The organism is Arthrobacter sp. RCC_34 (assembly GCF_041360795.1).
Lineage (GTDB): Bacteria > Actinomycetota > Actinomycetes > Actinomycetales > Micrococcaceae > Arthrobacter_E.
On record NZ_JBFUPW010000001.1, the window covers coordinates 1,550,577 to 1,573,360 of the forward strand.

Sequence of the window (22,784 nt, forward strand, 5' to 3'; positions counted from 1 at the left end):
CTCACCGGGTCCCCCCATGACTCTCCCGGCGCGCCAGCCTTGTGACACACGCCACGGCTGTGAAAGGGTCGTTTCATGACCAATCCTCTTCTGCAGCCGAGCACGCTCCCGTACGGTCTGACGCCGTTCGCCGAGCTCACCACCGAAGACTACCGCGAGGCGATCCTCCAGGGTCTCAGCGAACACCGCGCCGAGGTCGAGGCCATCACCGGCAACGCCGACGCCCCTGACTTCCACAACACCGTCCTGGCGCTGGAATCCTCCGGCGACCTGCTGGAGCGCGCCGTCCGGGCCTTCCACACCGTCTCCGGCGCGGACAGCTCGCCGGAGCTCGACGCTCTGGAATCCGAGGTGACGCCCCTGCTTGCCGAGCACGAGGACGGGATCTACCTCAACCGCGCGCTGTTCGACCGCTTCGAAGCGGTCGACGCCGACGGCCTGGAGGGCGAGGACGCGCAGTTGCTCTCGGAGTACCTCCGCCGGTTCCGCCTGGCGGGCATCGGCCTCGAAGAGAGCCAGCAGGCACGGCTCCGGGAGATCAACGCCCGCCTGTCCGCGCTCGGCACCGAATTCTCCCAGAAGGCCAAGGAGAGCGTGAACGCCGGAGCCCTCGTCGTGGACACCGAAGAGGCCCTCCGCGGCTTCGACGCCGAAGCCATCCGCTCCGCCGCCCAGTCCGCCGACGAAGCCGGACACTCCGGCAAGTTCCTCGTGCCGCTGATCCAGCCGAGCAGCCAGCCTGCGCTGTCCGTCCTGGAGGATCCGGGCACGCGCGCGCAGCTGCTCGCCAACTCGCTCGCCCGCGGCATTCAGCCGGGCGATCTGGATGTCCGGGAGAACATCCTGGAGCAGGCACGCCTCCGCGCCGAGAAGGCCGAGCTGCTGGGCTTCGCCAACTACGCGGAGCTCTCCGTGCAGGACCAGACGGCGCCCGGGCTGGAACCTGTCCTCGAGATGCTGCACCGCATGGCGCCCGCGGCCCGCGCGAACGCCGAGCGTGAGGCGGAGGCGCTGGCGGCGTCGGCCGGTCATCCCATCGACGCCGCGGACTGGCAGTTCCACTCGGACCGGGTCCGCAATGAGCGGTTCCAGGTGGACGAGCAGGAGCTGCGCCCCTATTTCGAGCTCGACAGCGTGATCGAGAACGGCATCTTCCACGCTGCCGGCAAGCTCTTCGGCCTGACGTTCACCGAGCGGCCCGATCTCAAGGTCTACCACCCCGATGTCCGCGCCTGGGAGGTCTTCGAGGAGGACGGCACTCCCTTGGGCCTGTTCCTCGGTGACTTCTTCACGCGTCCCTCCAAGCGCGGTGGCGCCTGGATGAACTCCCTCGTGGAGCAGTCCAGCTTCGCCGGGACGTCGCCCGTGGTCTTCAACACCCTCAACATCGCCCGCCCCGCCGAAGGCGAGCCCGCGCTGCTGACCCTCGACGAGCTCCGGACCGTCTTCCACGAATTCGGGCATGCCCTGCACGGCCTGCTGTCGAAGGTGAAGTATCCGGGCCTGTCAGGCGCCAATGTGCCCCGCGACTTCGTCGAGTACCCCTCGCAGGTCAATGAGATGTGGATCTTCCACCCCGAGGTGCTGGCCAACTACGCCCGCCACCACGTGACCGGCGAGGCGCTGGACCCCGCCGTGGTGGAACGCCTCGACGCCGCGCAGCTCTGGGGTCAAGGCTTCGGGACCACCGAGTATCTGGGCGCCGCCCTGCTCGACCTGGCCTGGCACTCCTTCGGCCAGGGCGACGTCCCCGAGGACGTAGAGGGCTTCGAGCGTGCTGCCCTCGACAAGGCCGGGCTGGACTGGGACCTGGTGCCGCCGCGCTACCGCTCGGGCTACTTCCAGCACATCTTCGCCGGCGGCTGGTACGCCGCGGGCTACTACTCCTACATCTGGAGCGAGGTCCTCGACGCGGACACCGTCGAGTGGTTCCGCGAGAACGGCGGTCTCACCCGTGAGAACGGCGAGCACTTCCGCCAGGAACTGCTCAGCAGGGGCAACAGCCGTGACCCGCTGGAGAGCTTCCAGGCCTTCCGCGGCCGCGACGCCGAGGTCGCCCCGCTGCTGAAGCGTCGCGGGCTCGCCTGAGGGTTATGGGTTGCTGGGTGACCGTCAGTGTGGGACTCCCGCGGACGAACACCCAGCAACCGGTCCCGGATCATCGGCCACCCGGAAGATGAAGTCCTGATCCGGCGGGAAGCAATACTCGTCATCACAGCGGTAACTGCGGAGCCGTGGCTGTCCGTCAACCGCTCGAAGATAGTAACCCTTGGGATACTCAACGTCATCAAGCAGCGGAGCAGAGGCCACCTTGAGAGATCCCGGCGGCGAACGTCCGGCGGAGAGCACCGAATCTGGAGCATCAGCCTGGTGCAGGAGCGCCAATCGGAGGTAAGGGCCCGCGTCCGGCGGGCAAAGCGCGGGACCTTGCTTCCGTGCCACGGCGAAGACGCTGGGCAATGTGGCCCCCGCAGCCAAACCGAGCGCCTCGACAGATTTCTGCACCACGGTGATCTCTTCGGGGGCACGAGCGGAGAGCGCGGGATGGGCGAGGAGTGCCTCGGCGTGGGCATTGAGGAGAACCCTGCGATTTCTCAGAGCCACTCTCAGGCCATCCGGGTCGAGTCCCCCAACTATCAGGCGGAGAAAATCCGGGATGAGCGGGGGTGGCGAATCCGGTCACGCAACCACGCTAGCGGACCGCGTCCCGCGATCGACTGCGCCGTAAGCGTCAAGCGGGGACGATCGCAAAAGAGCCCGAGCTGCTTACTCGCACAACGACTCCCGGCATCGCTGCGGGCCAGGGCTGAGTCTTCTACGGGCTGGGCGCGGCGAGAGTCTTTCCGAAGACAAACTCGCCGGCGAACCGTTCGTGTCTGACCTGGGCCTTGGAGCGGTCGCGAAGCATGTGCTGCAGGATGTGGGTTCCGCGTTCGGCGACTTGTTCGACCGGGATTCGGAGGGAGGCGAGTCCGATGCGGTTCAAGCCCGGGAGAGCGGCAGCCGCTCGCCGAGCTCATCGTTCGGGCGCAAGCTGCCGACGAATACGACGACCAGATTGACCCGAGGGCGCAGGCCATCATGCTCAGCGGCGCTGTCGACGCGCTCACGGCCGAGACTCTCGCAGATCCCGACTTTCAATTACGCAATGCCGCGGCCTCCCTGCTGAGGTTACTCCACACCTTCAGCCGCACCCCCGGAAACACCTCAAGTTCTTGAACGGGAGCTCTTCTCAGCAGCACAGGGGTCGAAGGCGAGTCTCCGTCGCCGAGGCGGCCGACAGACGCCCGCGCACTCAACGCTGGTGAGGTCTTGCATCAATGAGGAGTGAACGGTTCCTTGCGTGCGGACCAGACCGGCGCGGCCGGGGCAAGGATATGTTCGCGACCGACGGCACGACCTTCCTGAGCCAAGCAGACCGCCGCTCCCACTCGATCCCTGAGTGTCCGTCGCAGCGCCATGTCAATCTCGCGTGGGTGCTGCTTTGGTCGTGGCTCTGGCTGCGCCGCTACATCGGGTTGCCGCTCTCCGGGCGAAGAATCCTGCTGATCGAGGCCTCGAATGTCTCGGGCGCAGCAACCGGTCCTCCAGCCGGGTCCCCTATTGCTCAGCCCGCAGGGCTATCGGGTCCCACACGCCCCGCGCAGTGCCCGCCGCTATGTGGGCCCGGTAGGTCTCGCTCTTGGTGACGATGATGCTGAGTGAATTCTCCAGGTGTGCGATCCGATCGCGCACGGCTTGTTCGTGGGCTTCGAGGAGGGCGAGCCGATCGCTCTCGTTGCCGGGGCCGGCGGCCACGAGCTCGGCGAACGCCTTGATGCCGGAGATGGGCATCCCGGTCTCGCGCAGGGTGGTGCAGAGGGTGATCCAGTAGACGATATCGGCGTCGAAGATCCGCTGTCCTCCGGACGTTCTGGGGACCTCGATCGGGATGAGGCCTTCTCGTTCGAACCACCGCAGCGCGTGCACACTCAGGCCGGTGAGGTGCGACACCTCGCCAATGGTGTAGCGGATGCTCTGCTCGTCCATGCTGCGATCCTCACGGTTCTTCGATAGGCACTTGACCTAGAGCGAACTCTAGATCCTAGATTCCAAGCATGATCACTTTAGAACAGCGTCTGGAACGTCAGCATCCCCTTCCCTCCGGCCTGAGCCGGTCCGACACTGCAGATGATGTCCTGGCCGACATCGACCTGAGGAACAAGCGATATCTGATCACCGGAGGCTACTCGGGACTCGGCCTGGAGATGACTCGTGCACTCGTTCGAGCCGGCGCGGCTGTCGTCATCCCCTCCCGCCGGGTGGATGCTGCGACTCAAGCACTGTCAGGCCTTGAACGCGTGAGGGTCGTGGAATCCGACCTGGCTGACCTCGACTCCATCACTCGCTTAAGCGACCATTTCCTCGCAGACGGAACGCCCTTTGACGGGGTCATCGCCAGCGCCGGGGTCATGGCGACGCCCGAACGCCGCGCCATGCAGGGGCGCGAGTATCAATTCGCAGTCAACCACCTCGGACACTTCGCGTTGATCGGCGGGATGATCCCGCTGCTCACACACCACGAATCCTGCGTCGTGATGCTCTCATCCGCTGGCCATTTCGCCTCAGGGATCCGATGGGATGACATCGACTTCGTCGCCGAGACCTATGACCCATGGCTCGCTTATGGCCAGTCCAAGACAGCCAATGCCCTCTTCGCGGTTGAACTCGCCGAACGCGGACGACAGGCAGGACTCCGCGCCTACGCGGTGCACCCCGGAAACATCATGACACCCCTTCAACGGCATCTGTCCGTGCAGGATCAAATCGCCCTTGGATGGGCCGACAACGAGGGGAACCCCAGCCCCGCGCTCCGCCTCAAGACCCCTCAGCAGGGCGCGTCAACAGCGGTCTGGGCACTCACCTCTCCGCTGCTCCAGGACCTGTCGGGAATCTATGCCCAGGACAATGACGTAGCCCACGTCTCAACGGACGCCGACATGGTCGCAGGAGGAGTGAAACCCTGGGCCCTGGACCCCGAGAGTGCGTCCAGACTCTGGGAGTATTCCACGGCAGTCACGGGAATCATCCCCGCCCTCTGAGTATGGGGCTGCCGGCCCGCCCGATCGACGGCGCGCAAGCCTGGCAGGGCACTGTGGTCATTCTCGTGTGCCCTGCCGGGCGCGCCTACACAACCGGGCGTCAGTCATGTGAAGGTGTGCGTTGTCGGCGTCCTCAGGGTTGAAGTCAGTGGCGGGGGCAACTATTTCGTCGATGCGATCGTGGCCGATGGGCAGTGAGGGGCCTCGGCGCAGCCAGGGCCGCTCGCGAGGTTCCCGCCCAGCCCGGTTATCAGATCCGTGCAGGGAGGCCTTGACACGGTCAGGGTCTTCGTCGTCGAGGTGTGCTGACCGCGGATCTTCTCACGCACCTCCGAGCGCGTTCAGAGCGCTCTGGAGCGTATCGAGCCCTGAGGGGGCCGCGGATACCTCGACGACTCCGATGTGATCGCGCGGCATGGTGTCGAGCAGCCGCAGGATTCGATGAAACGATTCGATCTGGTCCTCCATGGCGGCGATGTCCACGTAATCGTCCTCGCGTTCTGCCAGGAGGTAATCCGGGGCGGTCACGAGCGCGACGGTGGGAACTCCGCGCTGGAACATCGGCTCCGCTTCGCCGAAATGCAGGGACGACAATGGCCGGGAGACGCGTTGGGGACGCGTTCCGAAGTCCCATTGCTGGAGTGCGAGCTTGGCGAGTTCTTCGGTGCTGGCGTACAGCAGTTCGGGTTCAAGCGGTGCGGTCGCCCATGTTCCGTCAGCGGGCACGGCGCGGGCCCCGAAGTGTTCCAAGCCAAGTCCCGCAACGGCGCTCCTGTGTCCAGGAGCTCCGTCCCAGAGTTCGGGGTGCTCTTCCAGCCAGCGGCTTGAGGCCTGCCCATGGGCGGTGACTGCAGGGATGCGCAGGTGCCCGGTGACGAAGCCGAACACGATGGTGCGCCGGCACGGGTGCTTCGCGATTCGCTGCGCCAGCTCGAGCATCGCGATGTGCCCGTTCTCCTCCAGGCAGTTGACGCCGTCGGTATGGGTGATGAGGATGATCGTCTCCTCGGGCGCTTCGGTTCCTTCGATCATCGTCCAAACGGTGCGCGTGGACGCCTCTGCGTCCCTCGTGATGTTCAGTCGGAGACGGATGCGGGCTCCCTGGCCTGCGAGAAGTGTCGCTGTCGCCTCTCCGTCCACGAACACCGCTGGGATGTTCTGCGGCGGCAGCGTGAAGGGCATGTACTGACCGGTGATGACCTCTCTGGGCAATTCTTGCCAGGCAAACACGACCGCGGCGACGCCGTGCTCCCTCGCGGCAGGAAGGAGCATCGCGGCGAGCATGGCCCCGAGCTGCGGATTGTTCACCGGCCCCCAGGCGGGCGCGTCGAACCATGTCCCCACCAGTGCGGACAAAGGTGCCTGCGGGTTCGTCACGGGAATCACCGCGATGTTTCCACGAGCGGCGGACCAGTCCGGATCATGCAGGTCCACGACCACGGCCTCCGCCGTGATCCCGTCCGGTCCAGTAGTTCCAGAATAGGGGAACACGGAGGCGATGGGCAGCCGGGTTCCACCGAATTCAAGCAGCACCTCGGTCGGTTCCGGTGATTGCCACCGCTCGAAGGTCAGGCTGTCTGACTCCGGTGTGAGTCCGAGCTCCAGTAACCTGCTTTCAATCCGGCCCACCAACCGGGCCTGACCTTCTGAGCCCGTGAGGCGAGATCCGGTCCGAGACAGCCAAGCCATCTCAGTTCGTAGATCCATGATGATCGTCCTCTCCCTGAATAGTTTTCGGTCGGTGTTATGGGCGGAGGGTCCGGAAGGCTGCCGGTGCGGTTCCCAGCAGAGCCGGGGCCGCGGGCGTCGGCGCCCGGTGGCCGGAGAAGGTCAGGGGGATGACCGGTTCGGTCATGGTGCCCAAGGGACTATCCACGCTGTAGAGGGGAATGCTCGGCGAGGGCATCGGTATCTGTGCCACCTGATCGATCGGGTAGGTGCCCTGGTCCCTGACCCACATGCACACTCGCGCAAGATTGACTCTCACCCGCCAAGAACCGCCATCCTGCGCACGCCGCCGCAAGGCCGCGACCACACCCACATTGACCAAGTAGGCTGCGAGATAGTCGTTGAGCAGGTGGGTGGGTGGCAGCGCCGGGCGGCCAGCTTCGTAGCCGCGAGCTTGGCCTTCGTCGAGAGAGAAACCCGTGGCCGCACACGCGAGCTGATCGAATCCGCCACGCTGCGACCAGGGCCCATCGGGCCCCCAGCAATGCACCTCGGCTGTGATGATTCCGGGGAACCGGTCGGTCAGCTGCTGGGGATCGAAACCAAACTGGCTCACGTTTCGGTAGGAGTTAATGACCACGTCCGCCGAACGGGCCAACCGGTCGAACGAATCGCGGCCTTCCTCGGTTCGCAGGTCCGCATAGGCATTGCGCTTTCCGCCGCCCGTGACGGCGAGCATGCCGAGAGCGTCCGGACGGTCGGGTCGTGAGGTGTGGACCACCTCCGCGCCGAAGGCCGACAACAGCTTCCCGGCCACCGGTCCGGCGATCACGTGGGTGTTATCCACGACCCGGACTCCCGAAAGTGGCAGCCACTGATCTATCGCCTCGTCCGCAAGCATCAGAGGAGTCAATGGCCGTAGGGGGCCATCCCCGATGCGCTCCAACTCAATCACCGGACGCGCCGCGAGGTGTTGGCCAACGGTATGCCGGGCCCATTCTGCGCTCGTGCGTGCCGCGACCGCGACCCCGCCGGCGGCAACCACGGCCTCCTCCAACGCGATCGCCGCCCAATGGCGGGCGGCTTCCGAGATGGCCTCAGGGGTGGGTGGGCAGTCCAGGACTTCGCATACGGCCCGGCGCAGATGCGGGTAGGTCGAGAGAAGGAACACCCAGCCATCGCGGGTCCGGTAGAAGTCATTGAGCCCGAGCAGGCTCTGATCGTCCGTCAACAGCTGTGGAGACACCCCGTTGACGGTCGCAAGGAACGGTGCCCGAAGCTGATCGAGCGCCTCGGCAGCCCGCACGGTTACCTGGTCCACGGTCGCACCGCGATCACCACCCAGGCTGGCGATTTGATGGCCGAACGCTGCGATCGCTGCTGCGGAGACATCCGCCAGACGATGAGGCGAGGGCGAGAGAGGATCAGCGCCCACAATGCTCACCTTAGGATCGCCCATCGCTCCATCCCCGTACAGGCTGCTCAGCAATTCATCGACCATCTGCAGGGTTGTCGGAAATCCTGGTTGTTCGCTCATGCCATCGAGTCTGATGCCGTACTTGGCCGGTTTCTACTGGATCCGCATATCCGGAATAGCTGGAGATTCCACCTCAGGTGGCCGCCGGTTAACTCAGTCGAGCCAGGCGTTGAGCAACTCGGCAGCGGCCTTGTCCAGGCTTAGCTGGGCAACTGGGTCGGAGCGATGCGAAATGCGTGGTCCGAGAAGAACGATGGCAGCGGTGACCGCTCCGTGTTCGGTCACCGGCACCGCAAGAGCCCGGACACCGACGTCGGCGAGGCCATCGCTGCGTGCGACTCTGGTGCGTCGGATCGTCGGCATCTCTGGTAGGAACGCTTCGACGGATTCGGGGTCGGCTTCGCGGACAGTACGAAGCACATGATCGCGTTGCTTGTCATCGGCGAAAGTCAGGAGGAGCCGCCCGGCTGCGGTACGCAACGCGGGACGGGGACGAAGATCCTCTGCGATAGTTCGCAGTCGCTGAGGGGCCTGCGGGCCCGCCGCGTCGAGGTAGAGAATCTCGCCGCCCACGAGTGCTGCGAGTGCCAGTGGAGTCTTCGCGACCCGGCTGAGGCTTCCCAGCCGGGCATGCTCGATCGGGGTTGGGGGCGGAAGCTTGGCAATCAGCGTAAGAACCTGCAAACGCCGTCCAAGCCGATAGGTGTTGGCCGAGCGCTGCAGATACCCTGCCCGCCTGAGCTCATCGACCAGATCAGCCGCCGTGCTACGAGGAAGGCCCGTCTCATGGACAATATCCGTCAGCCGCGGTGGGACAGGCGCGCGAGCGACGCTCTCGAGGATCCGGTCGATGCGGTGGACACCTTGATTCCCATGGGGGGAGGTCATCGTCCCATGATGCCGGTTCGCTGCGGAGAAGGCCAAGATTTGGCGTGCGTCATCCAGGGTCGCTCCCGGCGGCGCGAAGCACGGGCGCACAGTCCGTGCATGTTCGGGCGGGCGGTCAGTGAAGGCTAGCGCCAGTCCCACGGCGAACCGCAGCGGCAGAGGATCCGCAGGGGCCGGGAGGACTCCATGCGATCCACCAAGGGGGCAAGGACCGGACCCAGAACCACGCTGGGCAGCAATCCCAGCACCAGGACCAGGGGCACCAGCAGCGGATCAGCCCCCGCGGACTGGAAGGCCAGCATCAGAGCGATCGGAGTCATGGCATCGCCGGCACTGGAGACCCCCTGACCGGCGGCCAGGAAGTCGAGCTTCCACGTGCTGCGAGCAGGCATTTCCGACCTTCCGTCATGAACAACCCTGCCGGAGACTACAAGAGAAGCCAAGGAAGTTGGCGACTCTCGCCTGACGAGCCCGCTGCCTCTCCCCCAGCGCCGGAGGCCCCGGTGAGACCCTCCGCTATGCGTTGCAGTGGCTCGATGCTGCGGGTGGCCTGGGCGAGGATGATCGCTCCCTCGATGGCGCAGACGGCAAGGGTGGCCGAAGTTTGTGCCTCGCGGCGGGCCAGGCCGTCGGCTTCGTAGGAGGAAGCCAGGGCCTCGGTCCAGGCTTCGAAAGCGTCTCCGGCGGCGATACCCGCCTCGGCCGCTACCTCGTGGCCCATGGCCGCGGCGGCGACGGGACATCCGGCCCTGAAGTCCGTCTGCTGGAGCTCCTTGATCCAGTTCTGGATCAGGATGGCGATGAGTTCCTCGGCCGTCCCTTCGTGACGGAGCATCCTGGAATGCACGCGTTCCCCTGCGACGCGGGTCGCCTCCGCGACGAGTTGATTCTTGCCATCAGGGAAGTTCAGATAGATCGAACGTCGCGCCACCGCGCTGTCCTCCAGCACCGCCGCCAGGCCCGTGCCGGCGACACCGCGACGCCGCAGCAGACCAATGGCCGAATCGACGAGCCTCTTCTTGACGGTCATCGCGCTCTCCTGGACTCGTGTGCTTGTGGACGTGGGGCTTTCCCATTATGGTCAGAGTAGCCCGATCGGTCTACTTGGAAGGACGCTCCGATGCCGCAGCTTGCGAAGAGGGACGGCGTGTGGGCGCTGAACCTGGACGATGATCAGAACCAATTCACCGATGGATGGCTCACCGTGGTCGAGGCGGCCCTGAGCCGTGTCGAGGCAGAACCGGGTTCGGCCCTGGTCACCCTGGGAACGGGGAAGTTCTTCTCCACCGGCCTCGCCCTGGAAGCCACACCCCTGGGTTCGGCCGGATTCGCGGCCTACATCGCGCGAGCAGAAACCTTGCTGGCGCGGGTGCTCACCCTCCCGGTCCCGACAGTGGCGGCCGTCACGGGCCACGCCTTCGGAGCGGGAGCCATGTTCGCCCTCGCCCACGACTACCGGGTCATGCGGGAAGACAAGGGCTACATCTGTCTGCCTGAAGTCGACCTGGGCATGCCCTTCACCACCGGCATGCACGCCCTGCTCGCGGCGAAGCTGACCCCGCGCGCCCGGACCGCCGCGATGATCTCCGGACGCCGCTTCGGAGCGCAGGAAGCCCTGGGCTTCGAACTCGTCGACAGTACGGCGCCTGAGGACTCCGTTGCCGCCGTCGCACTCGAACTGGCAGGAAAGCTGGTCGGCAAGGACCCCGCGACGCTCATGGCGATCAAGACCGGTCTCTACGCTGAGGCGCTCCAGAGCCTGGGGAACCCCGTCGAGCACATCCCCGGAGGCGTCCGATGAACACCTCGCCAGCAGAGGCGCTCTCCGCACTGAGCGGCCTCCAGCTCCTGCGGCTCTTCCAGTCCAATCCTGAGCTCAGGCCCAACATCGGCGTCCTGCTGGGTGCGGAACTTCAGACCGTGGAAGAAGGACACGTCGTCTTCAGCATCGAAGTCCGCCCGGACCACGCGAACCCCTTGGGAACAGTCCACGGCGGCATCCATGCCACGTTGCTGGACTCCGCCATGGGCTGCGCCGTGCACTCCATGCTCGGACCCGGCATCGGCTACGGAACCCTGGAAATGAAGCTCAACTACCTCCGCACCATCCAAGCCGATGCCCCGTCCCGCCTCACGGCCACCGGACGCGTGCTCCACCTCGGGCGGTCCACCGCACTGGCAGAAGGCCAAGTGACCGATGAAGCCGGCAAACTCATCGCCCACGGCACCGAGACGTGCATGATCTACCGCTGACCCCCCAGGAGCCGCCGAATAGCTTGTGGCGATTCTCCCGCCAGACCAAGGTAGTACTAAGAAGCAGAAGCGGGCGCGACCACGAAAGGCAGACCAGTTACGGGGTGTGGTGATGAAAGGATCGCGGCTCGTCCTGTTGTTGGCCGCTGCGGTCGTCGTGACAGGAGGGGTGACGGCGGGGATCGTGAGCGCGACCCAGACCCCGAACGTCCTGCCGCTTCCCTCCGTGGGTCCAGGAGCGCCCCTCCCCTATCTCTCCGACCTCCCGAACGCGGCTGCCCACAAACTCCTGGACTGGTCAGGAACAGGCCCTGAACCGTCCAGCAAGGTCATCAGCCTCATGGCCGAATCCGGCGCATGCGATCGTCCTGTCGCGATCTATCTCAAGGAAGAAGGAAAGAAAGTCACCATCGGAGTGATCGCCCGCAAGCCGGCGGGGCCTCAAGAGATTTGCACCCTTCAGGCCGTCATACATCGTTTGACCGTGCACCTCGCCTCCCCCTTCGGCCATCGGGTCCTGGAGCACGCGAAATACGACTGAACCAGGCCTCTGCAGTCGAACTGCAGATTCGCCCAGAGCGGAGGAGCCGGGATGCTGTGGTCCCCCAGTTCCAACAGGCCGGCTGCGGCACCCGCGATCGAGGGCATGGCCGCATTGACGACGGTGCCTCCGATAGCGGCGGCGAACGCCTGCCCGAGTTGGCTGACGACTGGAATCGCGGCGGCAGCGGTGGCCCCATCGGCTTCGCTCGAGGTACTGGACATCACCCGAACGGGCAGGTGTGGATTCGCCAGGCCGACGCCGACGCCGGCAAGTATCAGCGCCAGAACCCACCCGATGATGATGGCCGATCTACCGCCTGGGATGATCTGCAGAACGACGAGCACGGCCATCGCAGCCGCCGTCACAGCTGGACCGGCGAGCAGCAGGCGCGCACGATGGCTCGGCTGCTCGGCGCGCGAGCTCCAGATCGCAGCGACAGACCAGCCCACCGACACTGTCGCACCGAGGAAACCGGCTGCGAAGGGTGCGAGCTCGAACTGACGCTGCCCGAAGAGGGGGGTGAACGCCTCGCTCGCTGGAGCGGCCGTGGTCAGAGCGAGCGCCAGGTAGATCCACTTGAGCGGGCCCCGGGTGTAGGTGAGGGGTGGCAGGACACCGACGCGCGCAGAACGGTCGACGGCGACGAACACGATCAGCAGGATCGCCGCAAGCACGACTCCGGCCCACACCCAGCCGCCAGGCAGGACACTGGTGACGCTCAGCGCAGCAACCGCGCCGACCAGGACGATCAGCGAGAGAAGCGGCAGCCGCGTCAGGCTCACCGACCTCGGCGATCGGGGCAGCGCGAGCGGCGCGGCGATCGCCAGAACGACGGCGGCGGCGGCGGCGGCGACCGACGCGAACGCGAGCCGCCAGGCGTCCACCTGCGCGAATGCCCCGCCGGCGGTTGGGCCAACAAGCGTGCCGACCCCGAACATCGCCGAGACGACAGCGGTCGCGCGTGCCCACGCCGGCTCGGGCAGCGCCATCCTGATGAGAGCGAACGCCAACCCGGACAAAAGTCCGCCTCCGACGCCCTGGGCTGCGCGGCCTATCAACAGCATCTCCATGCTCGGCGCGGCCGCGGCGACCGCACTGCCGATCGCGAACGCACCCGCGCCGAACACGTACGAGCGATGAGATCCGAGCCGACCGAGCACTGCGGGAGTCGCCACCGTGGCAGCGACTCCCGCGACGATGAACGCTGTCGTGACCCATGCGTAGTAGGCATCTCCGCCGATGTCGGCGACCGCGCTGGGCATCAGAGCGCTGGTGAGGTACATGGTGATCGCCTGCAGGAGGATCCCTGCCGCGAGCACCGTGGTCACCCCGGTGGTGGACCGGCCGCTGCCGCGCTCCGATGGGTCTGACGAAGGGCCCGATGCTGACGATGTGTTGTCCATGCTCGGCACGCTAAGACTTCAACAAATATTGAAGTCAAGCGCCAGGACTGACAGCCTTGGCTCATGACTACCACCCAAATTGTGGAGGCCAAGCGTCTCCGGACCGTCCGAGACGTTGCCGAGGAAGGCGGCGTCGCACCTTCCGCCGTTCGGTTCTATGAACAGCACGGCGTGATCACCGCCGTGCGCACCTCCGGCAATCAGCGCCGCTTCGACGCGAGTGCCGGCTGCCAAGTCAAGGTGGCCAAGCTCGCCCAGCGCGTCGGGTTCACCGTTCGCGAGATCGCCGAGATCTTTCAGGAGTTGCCCGAGAACCCGCAGCCACAGGACTGGGCCCGGATCTCCGACCAACTCATCGCAAGCGCGGAACGACGCCTGAAGGAACTCACTCGCGCGGTCGACGCCATGCGCGCCGGCGGCCGGTTGTGCGAGCTCAACGAGGCACTCACGGCGGAATGAGACCTCGTGTGGCGGGCACTCCGCCAGCCGCGAGGATAATCGCTCGAAAACGTATCCTGACATCGCCACGACTGCTGTTCATTCGCTGGTCACAGTGTGCTGTTACGCTCCGGGAGCATGAGGGCAAAAGAGCTCGTGTGGGGCGTGGCAGCCTGGCCGCTTCTCGCCGTCATGGGACTGCTGGCAGCGCCCGGTGACGGAGACGTGCCGATGGGCACTTTGCTGGCGCTTCTGCTCGGCACTGCGTTGGTGTTCGCGGCGCTGGGCGCAGCGATCTGGCTGCCCCTTGCGCTCCTGGTCGAACGCCGCTTTGCTCGGCTGAGCGACCTCGCACGGACGGTGATCATCACCGCTCTGGGCTTCGGGATCGGCGCGCTGTTCGTGACGGTGCTGACGTTGCTTTCCGGGAACGCGACCTGGCCGGAATCGCTCGGCCTCATTCTCCGGGCCGGAACCGCGGCAGCCCTGGCCTCCCTCGCCGGATGCCTTGTAGCGTACGCTCTCCGCCGGGCACGAATGAATCACGCGTCCGATCAGCCGCTTCCACCAGCCCCCAGAGAACCATCTCCACAAGAGCAGGCTCCTGCGAGAGGCCGGCGGCGTGCGATGTGAAGAAGGCTGATCATGACCAAACGGGCAGCTGGGTCCTGAGTTCAGTGGCCGCTGCCGTGATCATCGCCTTCCTCATCTCCGCATGACCCCATGAGTGTGAGCGACCGCCGAGGACGCGAGCCCGGTATCCGCACTCCGTAGTAATAGCGATGTCTTGCGCCATGATGGCGGAACCACGAACCGAGGCAAGCAGCACGACGTATTCCCATTTGTCAGGTCAGTGGAGTGAGTGACTTCATGGCGATGTAGCCGGTGACGATGGCAACCCGGGGCAACCGATCGGTGCACCACGATCTCTGACAAGGATGAGGATGCTCCGGGCCTCGGTCTCATCGATTCGGACGCGGCTCTGGTCGCGGCCGTTAGCATGAGTCTTATGCAGAGTGTGACGTCGGAGATGTACCGCAGCTTCGCTCGCGTCGAAGCACGGGATATATCGCCCATCTATTGTGAATGGGCGTCCTCAGTGGCCGAAGACAGCGAGGTGCTGGCCGTCATCGAGACTTTGCCATGGGGGAAACGTCAACCGAACCTCGTCTTCGCCGCTGCCCGGCTCAAGGGTGCGCCGGTGGGTCCTTACCGAGGATTCCGCGTCTGGATACTGGACCACTGGTCTGACGTCGAACCTGTAGTCCGAGAACGGTCCACCCAGACCAATGAAGCGGGCAGGTGCGCGGTCCTCCTGCCTGTGCTGAGTCGCCTCGAAGGGCCTTTGGCGCTCATCGAAGCCGGAGCATCCGCGGGGTTATGCCTCTACCCTGACAAATACAGCTACCGGTACGACACCGGAGAAGGCATCATCGGCCTTGACCCTGCCGAAGGGCTGAGCACGGTTGAGCTGCCTTGCCGTATCGATCCGAAGAGCGTTCCACATCGGATCCCCGAAGTCGTCGCGCGGGTCGGCGTTGATGTGAACCCGCTTGATGTCAGCGACCCCGCACAGGTCGAATGGCTGGAAACTCTTGTGTGGCCCGAGCACGATTCCCGACGCAGAAGGCTCCAGGCTGCACGGAAGATCGTCGCGGCAGATCCGCCGAATCTGGTGCGTGGAGACCTGCTGAACGCCATTCCTTCGCTCGTTGCCCAGGCTCCGCGCGGTTCCAGGCCCGTGGTGTTCCACAGCGCGGTGCTTGTCTACCTTGAAGCTGAGCGACGCGCTCGGTTCGTGGACCTCATGCAATCCATGCCGGAGGTGACGTGGATCAGCAACGAAGGTGAACACGTCCTCCCGACCATCAAAACTAAGCTCACTGGACCGGCCAACGGGAGGACTGTCGTTTCCGCGAACGGCACTCCGCTAGCCTTCGTTGGCCCCCACGGGCAGAGCTACGAAGCTCTGTGACACCTTCCTTCCGCGCTGTTGCCTCAGGCACCTCGCCCTGCGCGCGGCCGGGATGGGATCGGCTCGGAACCTGCGCCGCGGAATGCTGCGTTGACGTGTTCATCGACGACGGCGCCCGCACCCACCGTCTCTACAGCTCACCGACGCGTCTGAACTGATCGCGGGTGCGTGCCCACCGCCGTCGCGAACGATAGACAAGCCGGGAATGAGGATGCTGGTAGCCAGGCCAACGGCGGATCGGGCAGAGGTCGAGACGTGGAGCACTTCGTAAATGGCGGAATCCGTTGACCGCTGGTCGGCTGGGGCGCTGCTGAGTTCGACGAGGACGACATTCCAGGTGGTGACGTCCACTGCGCTGACGAGTGAGATCGTGCTTTCGCTGACACGTGAAAGGAACTGCTGAGCAATCGCGTCGAGGCAACGGGCAGGCGCGATGCCGGTCGGCAGTTGAGTATTCGTGATCGAGAGGCTCCGTGCCTGACTGTAGTCCCCGGGGCCAGCGACGAGCCGGTGGACAGTCCAGTCCTGGATGGGCTGACGCCCGAAATCGCGGACTATGGACGAATAGCCTGGTTCTCCCCAGCAGAAGTTCCTCATGCCGTCGATATCCCGCCAGACATAGAAGGGCGCGTAGGCGTTGCGAGGCGCGCCCTGGACCTTCTCCTGGATCAGATATGCCTTGAACTCGAGTCCGGCGAAGCCGTCCAGGAGGGGCCCGGTCTTGCGGACGCGTTCACGGATGGTCTCCATGTCGTAATCGGCCGGCAGGCCCACTTGGTACTGCATCGCATACATCAGTGGCTCTCCTTGAACGCTCTGATCATGGTCGTCGTCGCACGCCGTCGCGACTGGCCCTCTGCCCCGGCTACCGGGCAGAGTTTCCCGCCGTATCGCTCAAGGCAAGGATTTCGTCGACGACGTAGGCGACCGACGCGGTGGAATCGATCGCGATGCCTCCAGCCGGAACGTCCGCTCTCGTTCGGTGTAGGTGGAGTATCAGATCTCGTTCCGCGTCACGCCCCCGGCCTCCCCACTCTTCTTCTGGCCTACTGTCAAGCCGCCTGATCAGGGTCGCGGTGTCGACGTCGAGGACGAAGACTGCGTCGAACAGGTGAATGAACTGCAGAACGTTCCGCGATCCGCCACAGAAGAACGTCACAGGCTCGCTGTGATCTGCCACAAGAGCTCGGACCTTGTCGACACGCCAGAGATGGTGGTCGTGAACGGCCAGACCAGTGACGTTCCCCACCGGTTCTCCGGTCTTCGGATCCCCCCGGTAGGCAAGCTCACGATCGCCGTGAATGGCCTGGTATCCGCGTCGCGCGAGTTCCTCACACACGGCGGTCTTCCCGGTCCCGGAGCCGCCTTCGATGAGGACGTTTCTTCTACCCACACACGATCGTAGTCAGACTGTGCACTACGGCGGAAGGGCAGGGTGACGGAATCCGGCCAGCTGTCCTGGCTCGCCACCGACGAGCAACGCCAGGGCCGGATTCATGATCTCACCAGCCACAGCCCAAAAGTGAGAACGGCCCACGCCGCCAATCGATGGAGGCGTGGGCCGAATCGCCTCATGTGCCAGTGTTTACCAGCCGCGCTCGGCGAACTGGATGGAGCGCGCCGGCTCGTCGACGTTGATGCCGACCATGGCCTCGCCCAGACCACGGGAGACCTTCGCGATGACCTCGGGGTCGTCGTAGAAGGTGGTGGCCTTGACCACGGCGGCGGCACGCTGGGCCGGGTTTCCGGACTTGAAGATGCCGGAGCCCACGAACACGCCGTCGGCGCCGAGCTGCATCATCATGGCGGCGTCGGCCGGGGTGGCGATGCCGCCGGCGGTGAAGAGGACCACGGGCAGCTTGCCGGTGGCCGCGACCTCCTTGACCAGCTCATACGGGGCCTGGAGTTCCTTGGCGGCCACGTACAGCTCGTCCTCGGGCAGGGCCGAGAGCTTGGCGATCTCGGAGCGGATCTTGCGCATGTGACCCGTGGCGTTGGAGACGTCGCCGGTGCCGGCCTCGCCCTTGGAGCGGATCATAGCCGCGCCCTCGTTGATGCGGCGCAGGGCCTCACCGAGGTTGGTGGCGCCACAGACGAAGGGAACGTCGAAGTCCCACTTGTCGATGTGGTTGACGTAGTCGGCCGGGGTGAGGACCTCAGACTCGTCGATGTAGTCGACGCCGAGGGACTGCAGGACCTGGGCCTCCACGAAGTGACCGATGCGGGCCTTCGCCATGACCGGGATGGACACGGCCTCGATGATCTGGTCGATCATGTCCGGATCGGACATGCGGGACACGCCGCCCTGGGCGCGGATGTCCGCGGGGACGCGCTCGAGGGCCATGACGGCCACGGCGCCGGCGTCTTCGGCGATCCGGGCCTGCTCGACGTTGACGACGTCCATGATGACGCCGCCCTTGAGCATGTCGGCCATGCCCCGCTTCACGCGGCTGCTGCCGGTGACGATTCGCTGCTTCGCATCGGCGGCATTGCCGTTGGTGTTCTCGCCGTTCAGTTCAGCTGTAGACACAAAAAACCCCTATGGGTATCAGAAAATGGCGTACGCCAGGAACACGCGGCCAAACTCACGCAGTGTCTCCCGACCGGCGGCAGAACGCCGCCTGCCGACAAGTCTAATAGCTGTCCGACGGCGGCACCGCTCGTGAGGCGCGCACGCGTAACAGACCACGATGAAGCCTCTGCCCCGGCCACTCCCAGCCGAGCCGCTCCCCCGTCCGGTTCCGGGTCAGCGGACGGCGGCAGCCTGACGCCGGACGGTCTCGACGCGCTGCCCGATCGTGAAGAGCGATGCCAGCGCAAGCAGCACGAGTGTCACCAGGAGGACCACCGGCGGCAGCCCGAGACCGGTGAGCCCGGTCATGACCAGCAGGGCCACGAGCCGCTCCGCGCGTTCGGCGATGCCCACATTGCACTCGAAGCCCAGCGCCTCGGCCTTCGCGCGCGCATAGGACACGAGCATGCCGAGGACCAGGCACGCCAGGGCGGCCGTCGCGATCACAGGGTCGTTCCCACCGGTGAAGTACCAGAAGGCCACCGTGGAGAACAGCACGCCGTCCACCACACGGTCCAGCGTCGAGTCGAGGAAGTTTCCCCACAAGCCGTGCCGTCCGGACAGCCGTGCCATGATGCCATCCACCACGTCCGAGAAAATGAACACCGTGATCGCCACGGTCCCCCAGAAGAGCTGCCCCTGAGGGTAGAAGATCAGCGCGGAGAGGACCGCGCCGAGCGTTCCGGTCACCGTGACGGCATCGGGGCTCACCCCGGCCTTGAGCAGAGCCTTGGCCAGGGGCGTGAACAGGCGCGTGAAGAAGGTGCGCGCGAAACGGTTGAGCATGGGCTCAGCGATCCCCCGCCGCTTCAGTGCGTGCGGCACCCGCGGCGGGCCGGTCGCCGTCGTCGTCCACCGGCCAGCCGTCCGCGAGCAGTTCCCGGACTTCGCCCAAGGTCTGCGTGATCGCCTTGGTCTGGGCGATGATCGGCAGGAAGTTGCCGTCGCCGCCCCAGCGGGGCACCACGTGCTGGTGGAGGTGCTCGGAGATCCCGGCGCCGCCCACCTTGCCCTGATTCATCCCGATGTTGAAGCCACCCGGACGGGACACCTTCTGCAGCACGCGGATGGTGGTCTGGGTGAGGGCCGAGAACTCGGCGGTCTCCTCCTCCGTCAGGTCCGTGTAGTAGGACACGTGGCGGTAGGGGCAGATGAGGGCGTGCCCGGGGTTGTACGGGTACAGATTGAGGATGACGTAGCAGAGCCTCCCCCGGTGAACGATGAGTGATTGCTCATCGGAACGGCTCGGCGCCACGCAGAACGGGCAGGAGTCCGGGTGGTCGTACTGCTCCTGACCACCCTTGATGTATGCCATCCGATGAGGGGTCCACAGGCGCTGGAAGGCGTCCGGGACGCCGGGGAGCTGGAAATCGTCGGTCACGGCTTCATCTGAGGTCGCGCCCGTCCCGGAAGTCTCCGCAGCGCCTGTGGGTTCCGTCATGCCTAGAGGGTCCTGTTCTTCACGGCGTCGACGATCCGCTGCACGGCCTCCTCGACCGGCACCCCGTTGTCCTGGCTGCCATCTCGGAAGCGGAAGGACACTGCGCCGTTCTCGGCGTCCTCACCGCCGGCGATCAGGACGAAGGGCACCTTGTCCTTGCTGGCGGTGCGGATCTTCTTCGGGAAACGGTCGCTGGAAGCGTCCACCTCGACCCGGATGCCGGCCTTCTTGAGCTTCGCCGCCACCTCATAGAGGTAGTCGTTGAACGCCTCGGCGACCGGGATCGCCACGACCTGAACCGGCGCGAGCCACGCGGGGAACGCCCCGGCGTAGTGCTCGGTCAGGACACCCATGAAGCGTTCGACCGAACCGAAGAGCGCCCGGTGGATCATCACGGGACGCTGACGGGAGCCGTCGGCAGCCTGGTACTCGAGCTCGAAGCGCTCCGGCAGGTTGAAGTCCAGCTGGATCGTGGACATCTGCCAGGTGCGGCCGAGGGCGTCCTTGGCCTGCACGGAGATCTTGGGGCCGTAGAACGCCGCTCCACCCGGATCCGGCACGAGCTCCAGCCCGGAGGCCTCCGCCACCTCGGCGAGGGTGCGGGTGGCTTCCTCCCAGACCTCGTCGCTGCCGACGTACTTCTCCGGGTCCTTGGTGGAAAGCTCCAGGTAGAAGTCATCCAGGCCGTAGTCCTTGAGCAGCCCGAGCACGAAGTTGAGCGTGCTGGTCAGCTCATCCTTCATCTGCTCCTTGGTGCAGTAGATGTGAGCGTCGTCCTGAGTCATGCCCCGGACGCGGGTCAGGCCGTGCACCACGCCGGACTTCTCGTAGCGGTACACCGAGCCGAACTCGAAGAGCCGCAGCGGAAGTTCACGGTAGGACCGTCCGCGGGAGCGGAAGATCAGGTTGTGCATGGGGCAGTTCATGGGCTTGAGGTAGTAGTCCTGGCCCGGCTTGCGTACGGTGCCGTCCTCGTTGAACTCCGCGTCGACGTGCATCGCGGGGAACATGCCGTCCTTGTACCAGTCCAGGTGACCCGAGACCTCGTACAGGTGCCCCTTGGTGATGTGCGGGGTGTAGACGAACTCGTAGTCCGCCTCCACGTGCCGCTGACGGGAGTAGTCCTCCATGGCCTTGCGGATGATGCCGCCCTTGGGGTGGAACACCGGCAGGCCGGAGCCCAGCTCGTCCGGGAAGGAGAAGAGGTCCAGTTCGACGCCGAGCTTGCGGTGATCGCGGCGCTCCGCCTCGGCCAGGCGCTCCTGGTACTCCTTGAGGGCTTCCTTGGTGGGCCACGCGGTGCCGTAGATGCGCTGCAGCGGCTTGTTGTTCTGGTCGCCCAGCCAGTACGCGGCGGAGGAACGGGTCAGCGCGAAGGCGTTGGAGATCAGCTTGGTGTTGGGCAGGTGCGGGCCGCGGCAGAGATCGCACCAGACCACGTCGCCGCTCTTGCGGTCCACGTTGTCGTAGATCGTGATGTCGCCGGCGCCGACCTCGACGTTGACACCCTCGCCCGCTTCGTCGGCGGAGTCGGCCTTGCCGAGCAGCTCGAGCTTGTACGGCTCGTGAGCCATCGCCTCGCGTGCCTCCTCCGGGGAGACCACGCGGCGCACGAACTTCTGGTTCTGGTTGACGATCTTGAGCATCATCTTCTCGAGGGCCTTGAGGTCCTCGGGGGTGAAGGGCTCGGCGACGTCGAAGTCGAAGTAGAAGCCGTCCTTGATGTACGGGCCGATGCCGAGCTTGGCATCCGGACGCAGCTGCTGCACGGCCTGGGCCATGACGTGCGCGGTGGAGTGGCGGAGGACGTTCAGGCCGTCCGGGGAGTCGATGGTGACGGACTCGATTTCGGCGCCGGCCTCCAGGGGCTGGGCCAGGTCCTTCAGCACACCATCGACACGCATGACCACCACATCACGGCGGTCGAAGAACAACTCCGCGCCAGTGGTGCCCGTGGTCACCTGGGTCTCGTCTCCGTCGACTCTGAGGGTGATCTGTTGGGCTTCTGACACGGTGTCTCCTGTTCACATTGCGGCTTCATGACTTGCGGCATACGGGACCACAGCCAGCCACCGAACAGTCTAGTACGAGCGCCGGGAGCGCTCGGCACGGCGCTCGTGGAGCGCCGGTGAATCCGCGGTGGCGCGGGTCAGGCCGCGGCGCTGGTCAGCGGCTGATCCTGCTCCAGGAGTGCGAGGAGTTCCAGACGTTCGGCACTCAGGGCATCCGCCGGGGCGAACCACACGATCCGCGAGCCGAGCGTCTCGTCGGTCCAGAGACTCGTCATGCTGAGGTTCAGCTCGCCCAGCTCGGGGTGGCGGAGCCGCTTGAGGGCATTACGTTCGCCGGAGACGTCGCCACGGGCCCAGAGCTCGCGGAACACGGGAGAGGCGTCCTGGAGTTCCTGGATGAAGCGCTGCCATTCGGGATACTCGCGATGACGGCCATAGGCGGCGCGCAGACGAGCGGCGATGCGCCGCTGAGCGTGTTCGAGGTCCACGTGCGCTTTCTGCCACTCCGGAGCGGTGAACAGCAGCCGGGCGCAGTTGCGCTCCCCCACCGGGATCCTGTCGAAGTCCGTGAACAGATACCGGTAGGAGCGGTTGTAGGCGACGATGTCGAAGCGGGCGGTCTGCGCGGCCGCCGGATACGGCATGAGCTTGGCGAGGAGCTCGTGGTGCGCGTCGTTCAGGCAGCTCATCGGGGCACGTTCGGGGATCGCGGCGCCGGCCAGAGCGAAGAGGTGATCGCGTTCGTCGTCACTGAGCAGAAGCGCCCGTGCGATCGACGTCAGCACCTGCTCCGACGCGGCGATGGGACGGCCCTGCTCGAGCCAGGTGTACCAGGTGAGGCCGACGCCGGCCAGCTGGGCCACTTCCTCGCGCCGGAGGCCCGCGACACGCCGCCGCGCGCCCCGTGGCAGACCCACGTCCTCGGGCCGCAGCCGGGCCCGGCGGGAACTCAGAAATTCCGCGAATTCCTCGCGGCGTGCCGAAGTGGACATGTCTCCTCCTGCAGCGATCCTCTCACGCCCGTGCGCGGCC

The 22,784-nt window shown here is 65.7% G+C and carries 21 protein-coding genes; 7 read left to right on the forward strand and 14 right to left on the reverse strand.

All coding sequences use genetic code 11. From position 1 onward, the window contains the following. Positions 1-75: 75 nt before the first annotated feature. Positions 76-2,088, forward strand: a complete 2,013-nt coding sequence (locus AB6732_RS07335) for a M3 family metallopeptidase (RefSeq protein ID WP_370959323.1) — start codon at positions 76-78, stop codon at positions 2,086-2,088. Positions 2,089-3,600: 1,512 nt separating this feature from the next. Here the strand turns inward: AB6732_RS07335 and AB6732_RS07340 are convergent. Further along, positions 3,601-4,029: a MerR family transcriptional regulator gene (locus tag AB6732_RS07340; protein WP_370959324.1), complete on the reverse strand. Its 429-nt coding sequence runs from the start codon at positions 4,027-4,029 to the stop codon at positions 3,601-3,603. 68 nt (positions 4,030-4,097) lie between these two features. Between AB6732_RS07340 and AB6732_RS07345 the strand changes: the two genes are divergently transcribed. After that, the gene (locus AB6732_RS07345) at positions 4,098-5,081 is read left to right on the forward strand and encodes an SDR family NAD(P)-dependent oxidoreductase (RefSeq protein ID WP_370959325.1); all 984 of its coding nucleotides are present in this window, start codon (positions 4,098-4,100) and stop codon (positions 5,079-5,081) included. A gap of 321 nt (positions 5,082-5,402) precedes the next feature. On the opposite strand, the gene AB6732_RS07350 is transcribed toward AB6732_RS07345, so the two are convergent. The 5 genes from AB6732_RS07350 to AB6732_RS07370 all read right to left on the reverse strand — a co-directional run bounded on the left by AB6732_RS07350 (position 5,403) and on the right by AB6732_RS07370 (position 10,144). After that, the gene (locus AB6732_RS07350) at positions 5,403-6,515 is read right to left on the reverse strand and encodes a hypothetical protein (protein WP_370959326.1); all 1,113 of its coding nucleotides are present in this window, start codon (positions 6,513-6,515) and stop codon (positions 5,403-5,405) included. Between the two features lie 310 nt (positions 6,516-6,825). After that, positions 6,826-8,286 carry a CoA transferase gene (locus AB6732_RS07355; RefSeq protein WP_370959327.1) on the reverse strand — a complete coding sequence of 487 codons (1,461 nt, stop codon included), beginning with the start codon at positions 8,284-8,286 and terminating at the stop codon, positions 6,826-6,828. A 93-nt stretch (positions 8,287-8,379) separates the two neighbouring features. After that, positions 8,380-9,114, reverse strand: a complete 735-nt coding sequence (locus tag AB6732_RS07360) for an IclR family transcriptional regulator (protein ID WP_370959328.1) — start codon at positions 9,112-9,114, stop codon at positions 8,380-8,382. Positions 9,115-9,239: 125 nt separating this feature from the next. After that, the gene (locus tag AB6732_RS07365) at positions 9,240-9,506 is read right to left on the reverse strand and encodes a hypothetical protein (protein ID WP_370959329.1); all 267 of its coding nucleotides are present in this window, start codon (positions 9,504-9,506) and stop codon (positions 9,240-9,242) included. A gap of 35 nt (positions 9,507-9,541) precedes the next feature. Next, positions 9,542-10,144 carry a TetR/AcrR family transcriptional regulator gene (locus AB6732_RS07370; protein ID WP_370959330.1) on the reverse strand — a complete coding sequence of 201 codons (603 nt, stop codon included), beginning with the start codon at positions 10,142-10,144 and terminating at the stop codon, positions 9,542-9,544. A gap of 90 nt (positions 10,145-10,234) precedes the next feature. Between AB6732_RS07370 and AB6732_RS07375 the strand changes: the two genes are divergently transcribed. Both AB6732_RS07375 and AB6732_RS07380 read left to right on the forward strand, forming a co-directional pair. Then, positions 10,235-10,915 carry an enoyl-CoA hydratase-related protein gene (locus AB6732_RS07375; RefSeq protein WP_370959331.1) on the forward strand — a complete coding sequence of 227 codons (681 nt, stop codon included), beginning with the start codon at positions 10,235-10,237 and terminating at the stop codon, positions 10,913-10,915. After that, a complete protein-coding gene (locus AB6732_RS07380) occupies positions 10,912-11,367 on the forward strand; it encodes a PaaI family thioesterase (RefSeq protein ID WP_370959332.1) in 456 nt (151 codons plus the stop codon). Before AB6732_RS07375 ends, AB6732_RS07380 begins: the two co-directional genes overlap by 4 nt. 459 nt (positions 11,368-11,826) lie before the next feature. Here the strand turns inward: AB6732_RS07380 and AB6732_RS07385 are convergent, their stop codons facing one another. Further along, positions 11,827-13,314 (reverse strand): MFS transporter, encoded by a 1,488-nt coding sequence (locus tag AB6732_RS07385; protein WP_370959333.1) that lies wholly within the window; start codon positions 13,312-13,314, stop codon positions 11,827-11,829. Between the two features lie 63 nt (positions 13,315-13,377). Between AB6732_RS07385 and AB6732_RS07390 the strand changes: the two genes are divergently transcribed. The 3 genes from AB6732_RS07390 to AB6732_RS07400 all read left to right on the forward strand — a co-directional run bounded on the left by AB6732_RS07390 (position 13,378) and on the right by AB6732_RS07400 (position 15,727). Beyond that, positions 13,378-13,773, forward strand: a complete 396-nt coding sequence (locus tag AB6732_RS07390; RefSeq protein WP_370959334.1) for a MerR family DNA-binding transcriptional regulator — start codon at positions 13,378-13,380, stop codon at positions 13,771-13,773. Between the two features lie 117 nt (positions 13,774-13,890). Next, positions 13,891-14,385, forward strand: coding sequence for a hypothetical protein (locus AB6732_RS07395; RefSeq protein WP_370959335.1), 495 nt, complete (start codon positions 13,891-13,893; stop codon positions 14,383-14,385). A gap of 376 nt (positions 14,386-14,761) precedes the next feature. Then, complete coding sequence (locus AB6732_RS07400) at positions 14,762-15,727, forward strand: DUF2332 domain-containing protein (protein ID WP_370959336.1); 966 nt, start codon at positions 14,762-14,764, stop codon at positions 15,725-15,727. A gap of 99 nt (positions 15,728-15,826) precedes the next feature. Here AB6732_RS07400 and AB6732_RS07405 read toward each other — a convergent pair whose 3' ends face one another. The 7 genes from AB6732_RS07405 to AB6732_RS07435 all read right to left on the reverse strand — a co-directional run bounded on the left by AB6732_RS07405 (position 15,827) and on the right by AB6732_RS07435 (position 22,744). Continuing rightward, positions 15,827-16,522 (reverse strand): DUF4865 family protein, encoded by a 696-nt coding sequence (locus AB6732_RS07405; RefSeq protein ID WP_370959337.1) that lies wholly within the window; start codon positions 16,520-16,522, stop codon positions 15,827-15,829. A 70-nt stretch (positions 16,523-16,592) separates the two neighbouring features. After that, entirely contained in the window at positions 16,593-17,120 is a 528-nt protein-coding gene (locus AB6732_RS07410; protein ID WP_370959338.1) for an AAA family ATPase, read from the reverse strand. Between the two features lie 192 nt (positions 17,121-17,312). Beyond that, positions 17,313-18,242 (reverse strand): pyridoxal 5'-phosphate synthase lyase subunit PdxS, encoded by a 930-nt coding sequence (gene pdxS, locus AB6732_RS07415; protein ID WP_370959615.1) that lies wholly within the window; start codon positions 18,240-18,242, stop codon positions 17,313-17,315. Positions 18,243-18,473: 231 nt separating this feature from the next. Further along, on the reverse strand, positions 18,474-19,085 hold the full coding sequence (gene pgsA / locus AB6732_RS07420) for a phosphatidylinositol phosphate synthase (RefSeq protein WP_370959339.1): 612 nt from the start codon (positions 19,083-19,085) through the stop codon (positions 18,474-18,476). 4 nt (positions 19,086-19,089) lie between these two features. Beyond that, positions 19,090-19,740, reverse strand: a complete 651-nt coding sequence (locus tag AB6732_RS07425) for an HIT domain-containing protein (protein ID WP_370959340.1) — start codon at positions 19,738-19,740, stop codon at positions 19,090-19,092. 2 nt (positions 19,741-19,742) lie between these two features. Further along, positions 19,743-21,752, reverse strand: a complete 2,010-nt coding sequence (gene thrS / locus AB6732_RS07430; protein ID WP_370959341.1) for a threonine--tRNA ligase — start codon at positions 21,750-21,752, stop codon at positions 19,743-19,745. 137 nt (positions 21,753-21,889) lie between these two features. Then, positions 21,890-22,744 carry a helix-turn-helix transcriptional regulator gene (locus tag AB6732_RS07435; protein ID WP_370959342.1) on the reverse strand — a complete coding sequence of 285 codons (855 nt, stop codon included), beginning with the start codon at positions 22,742-22,744 and terminating at the stop codon, positions 21,890-21,892. Positions 22,745-22,784: the final 40 nt, after the last annotated feature.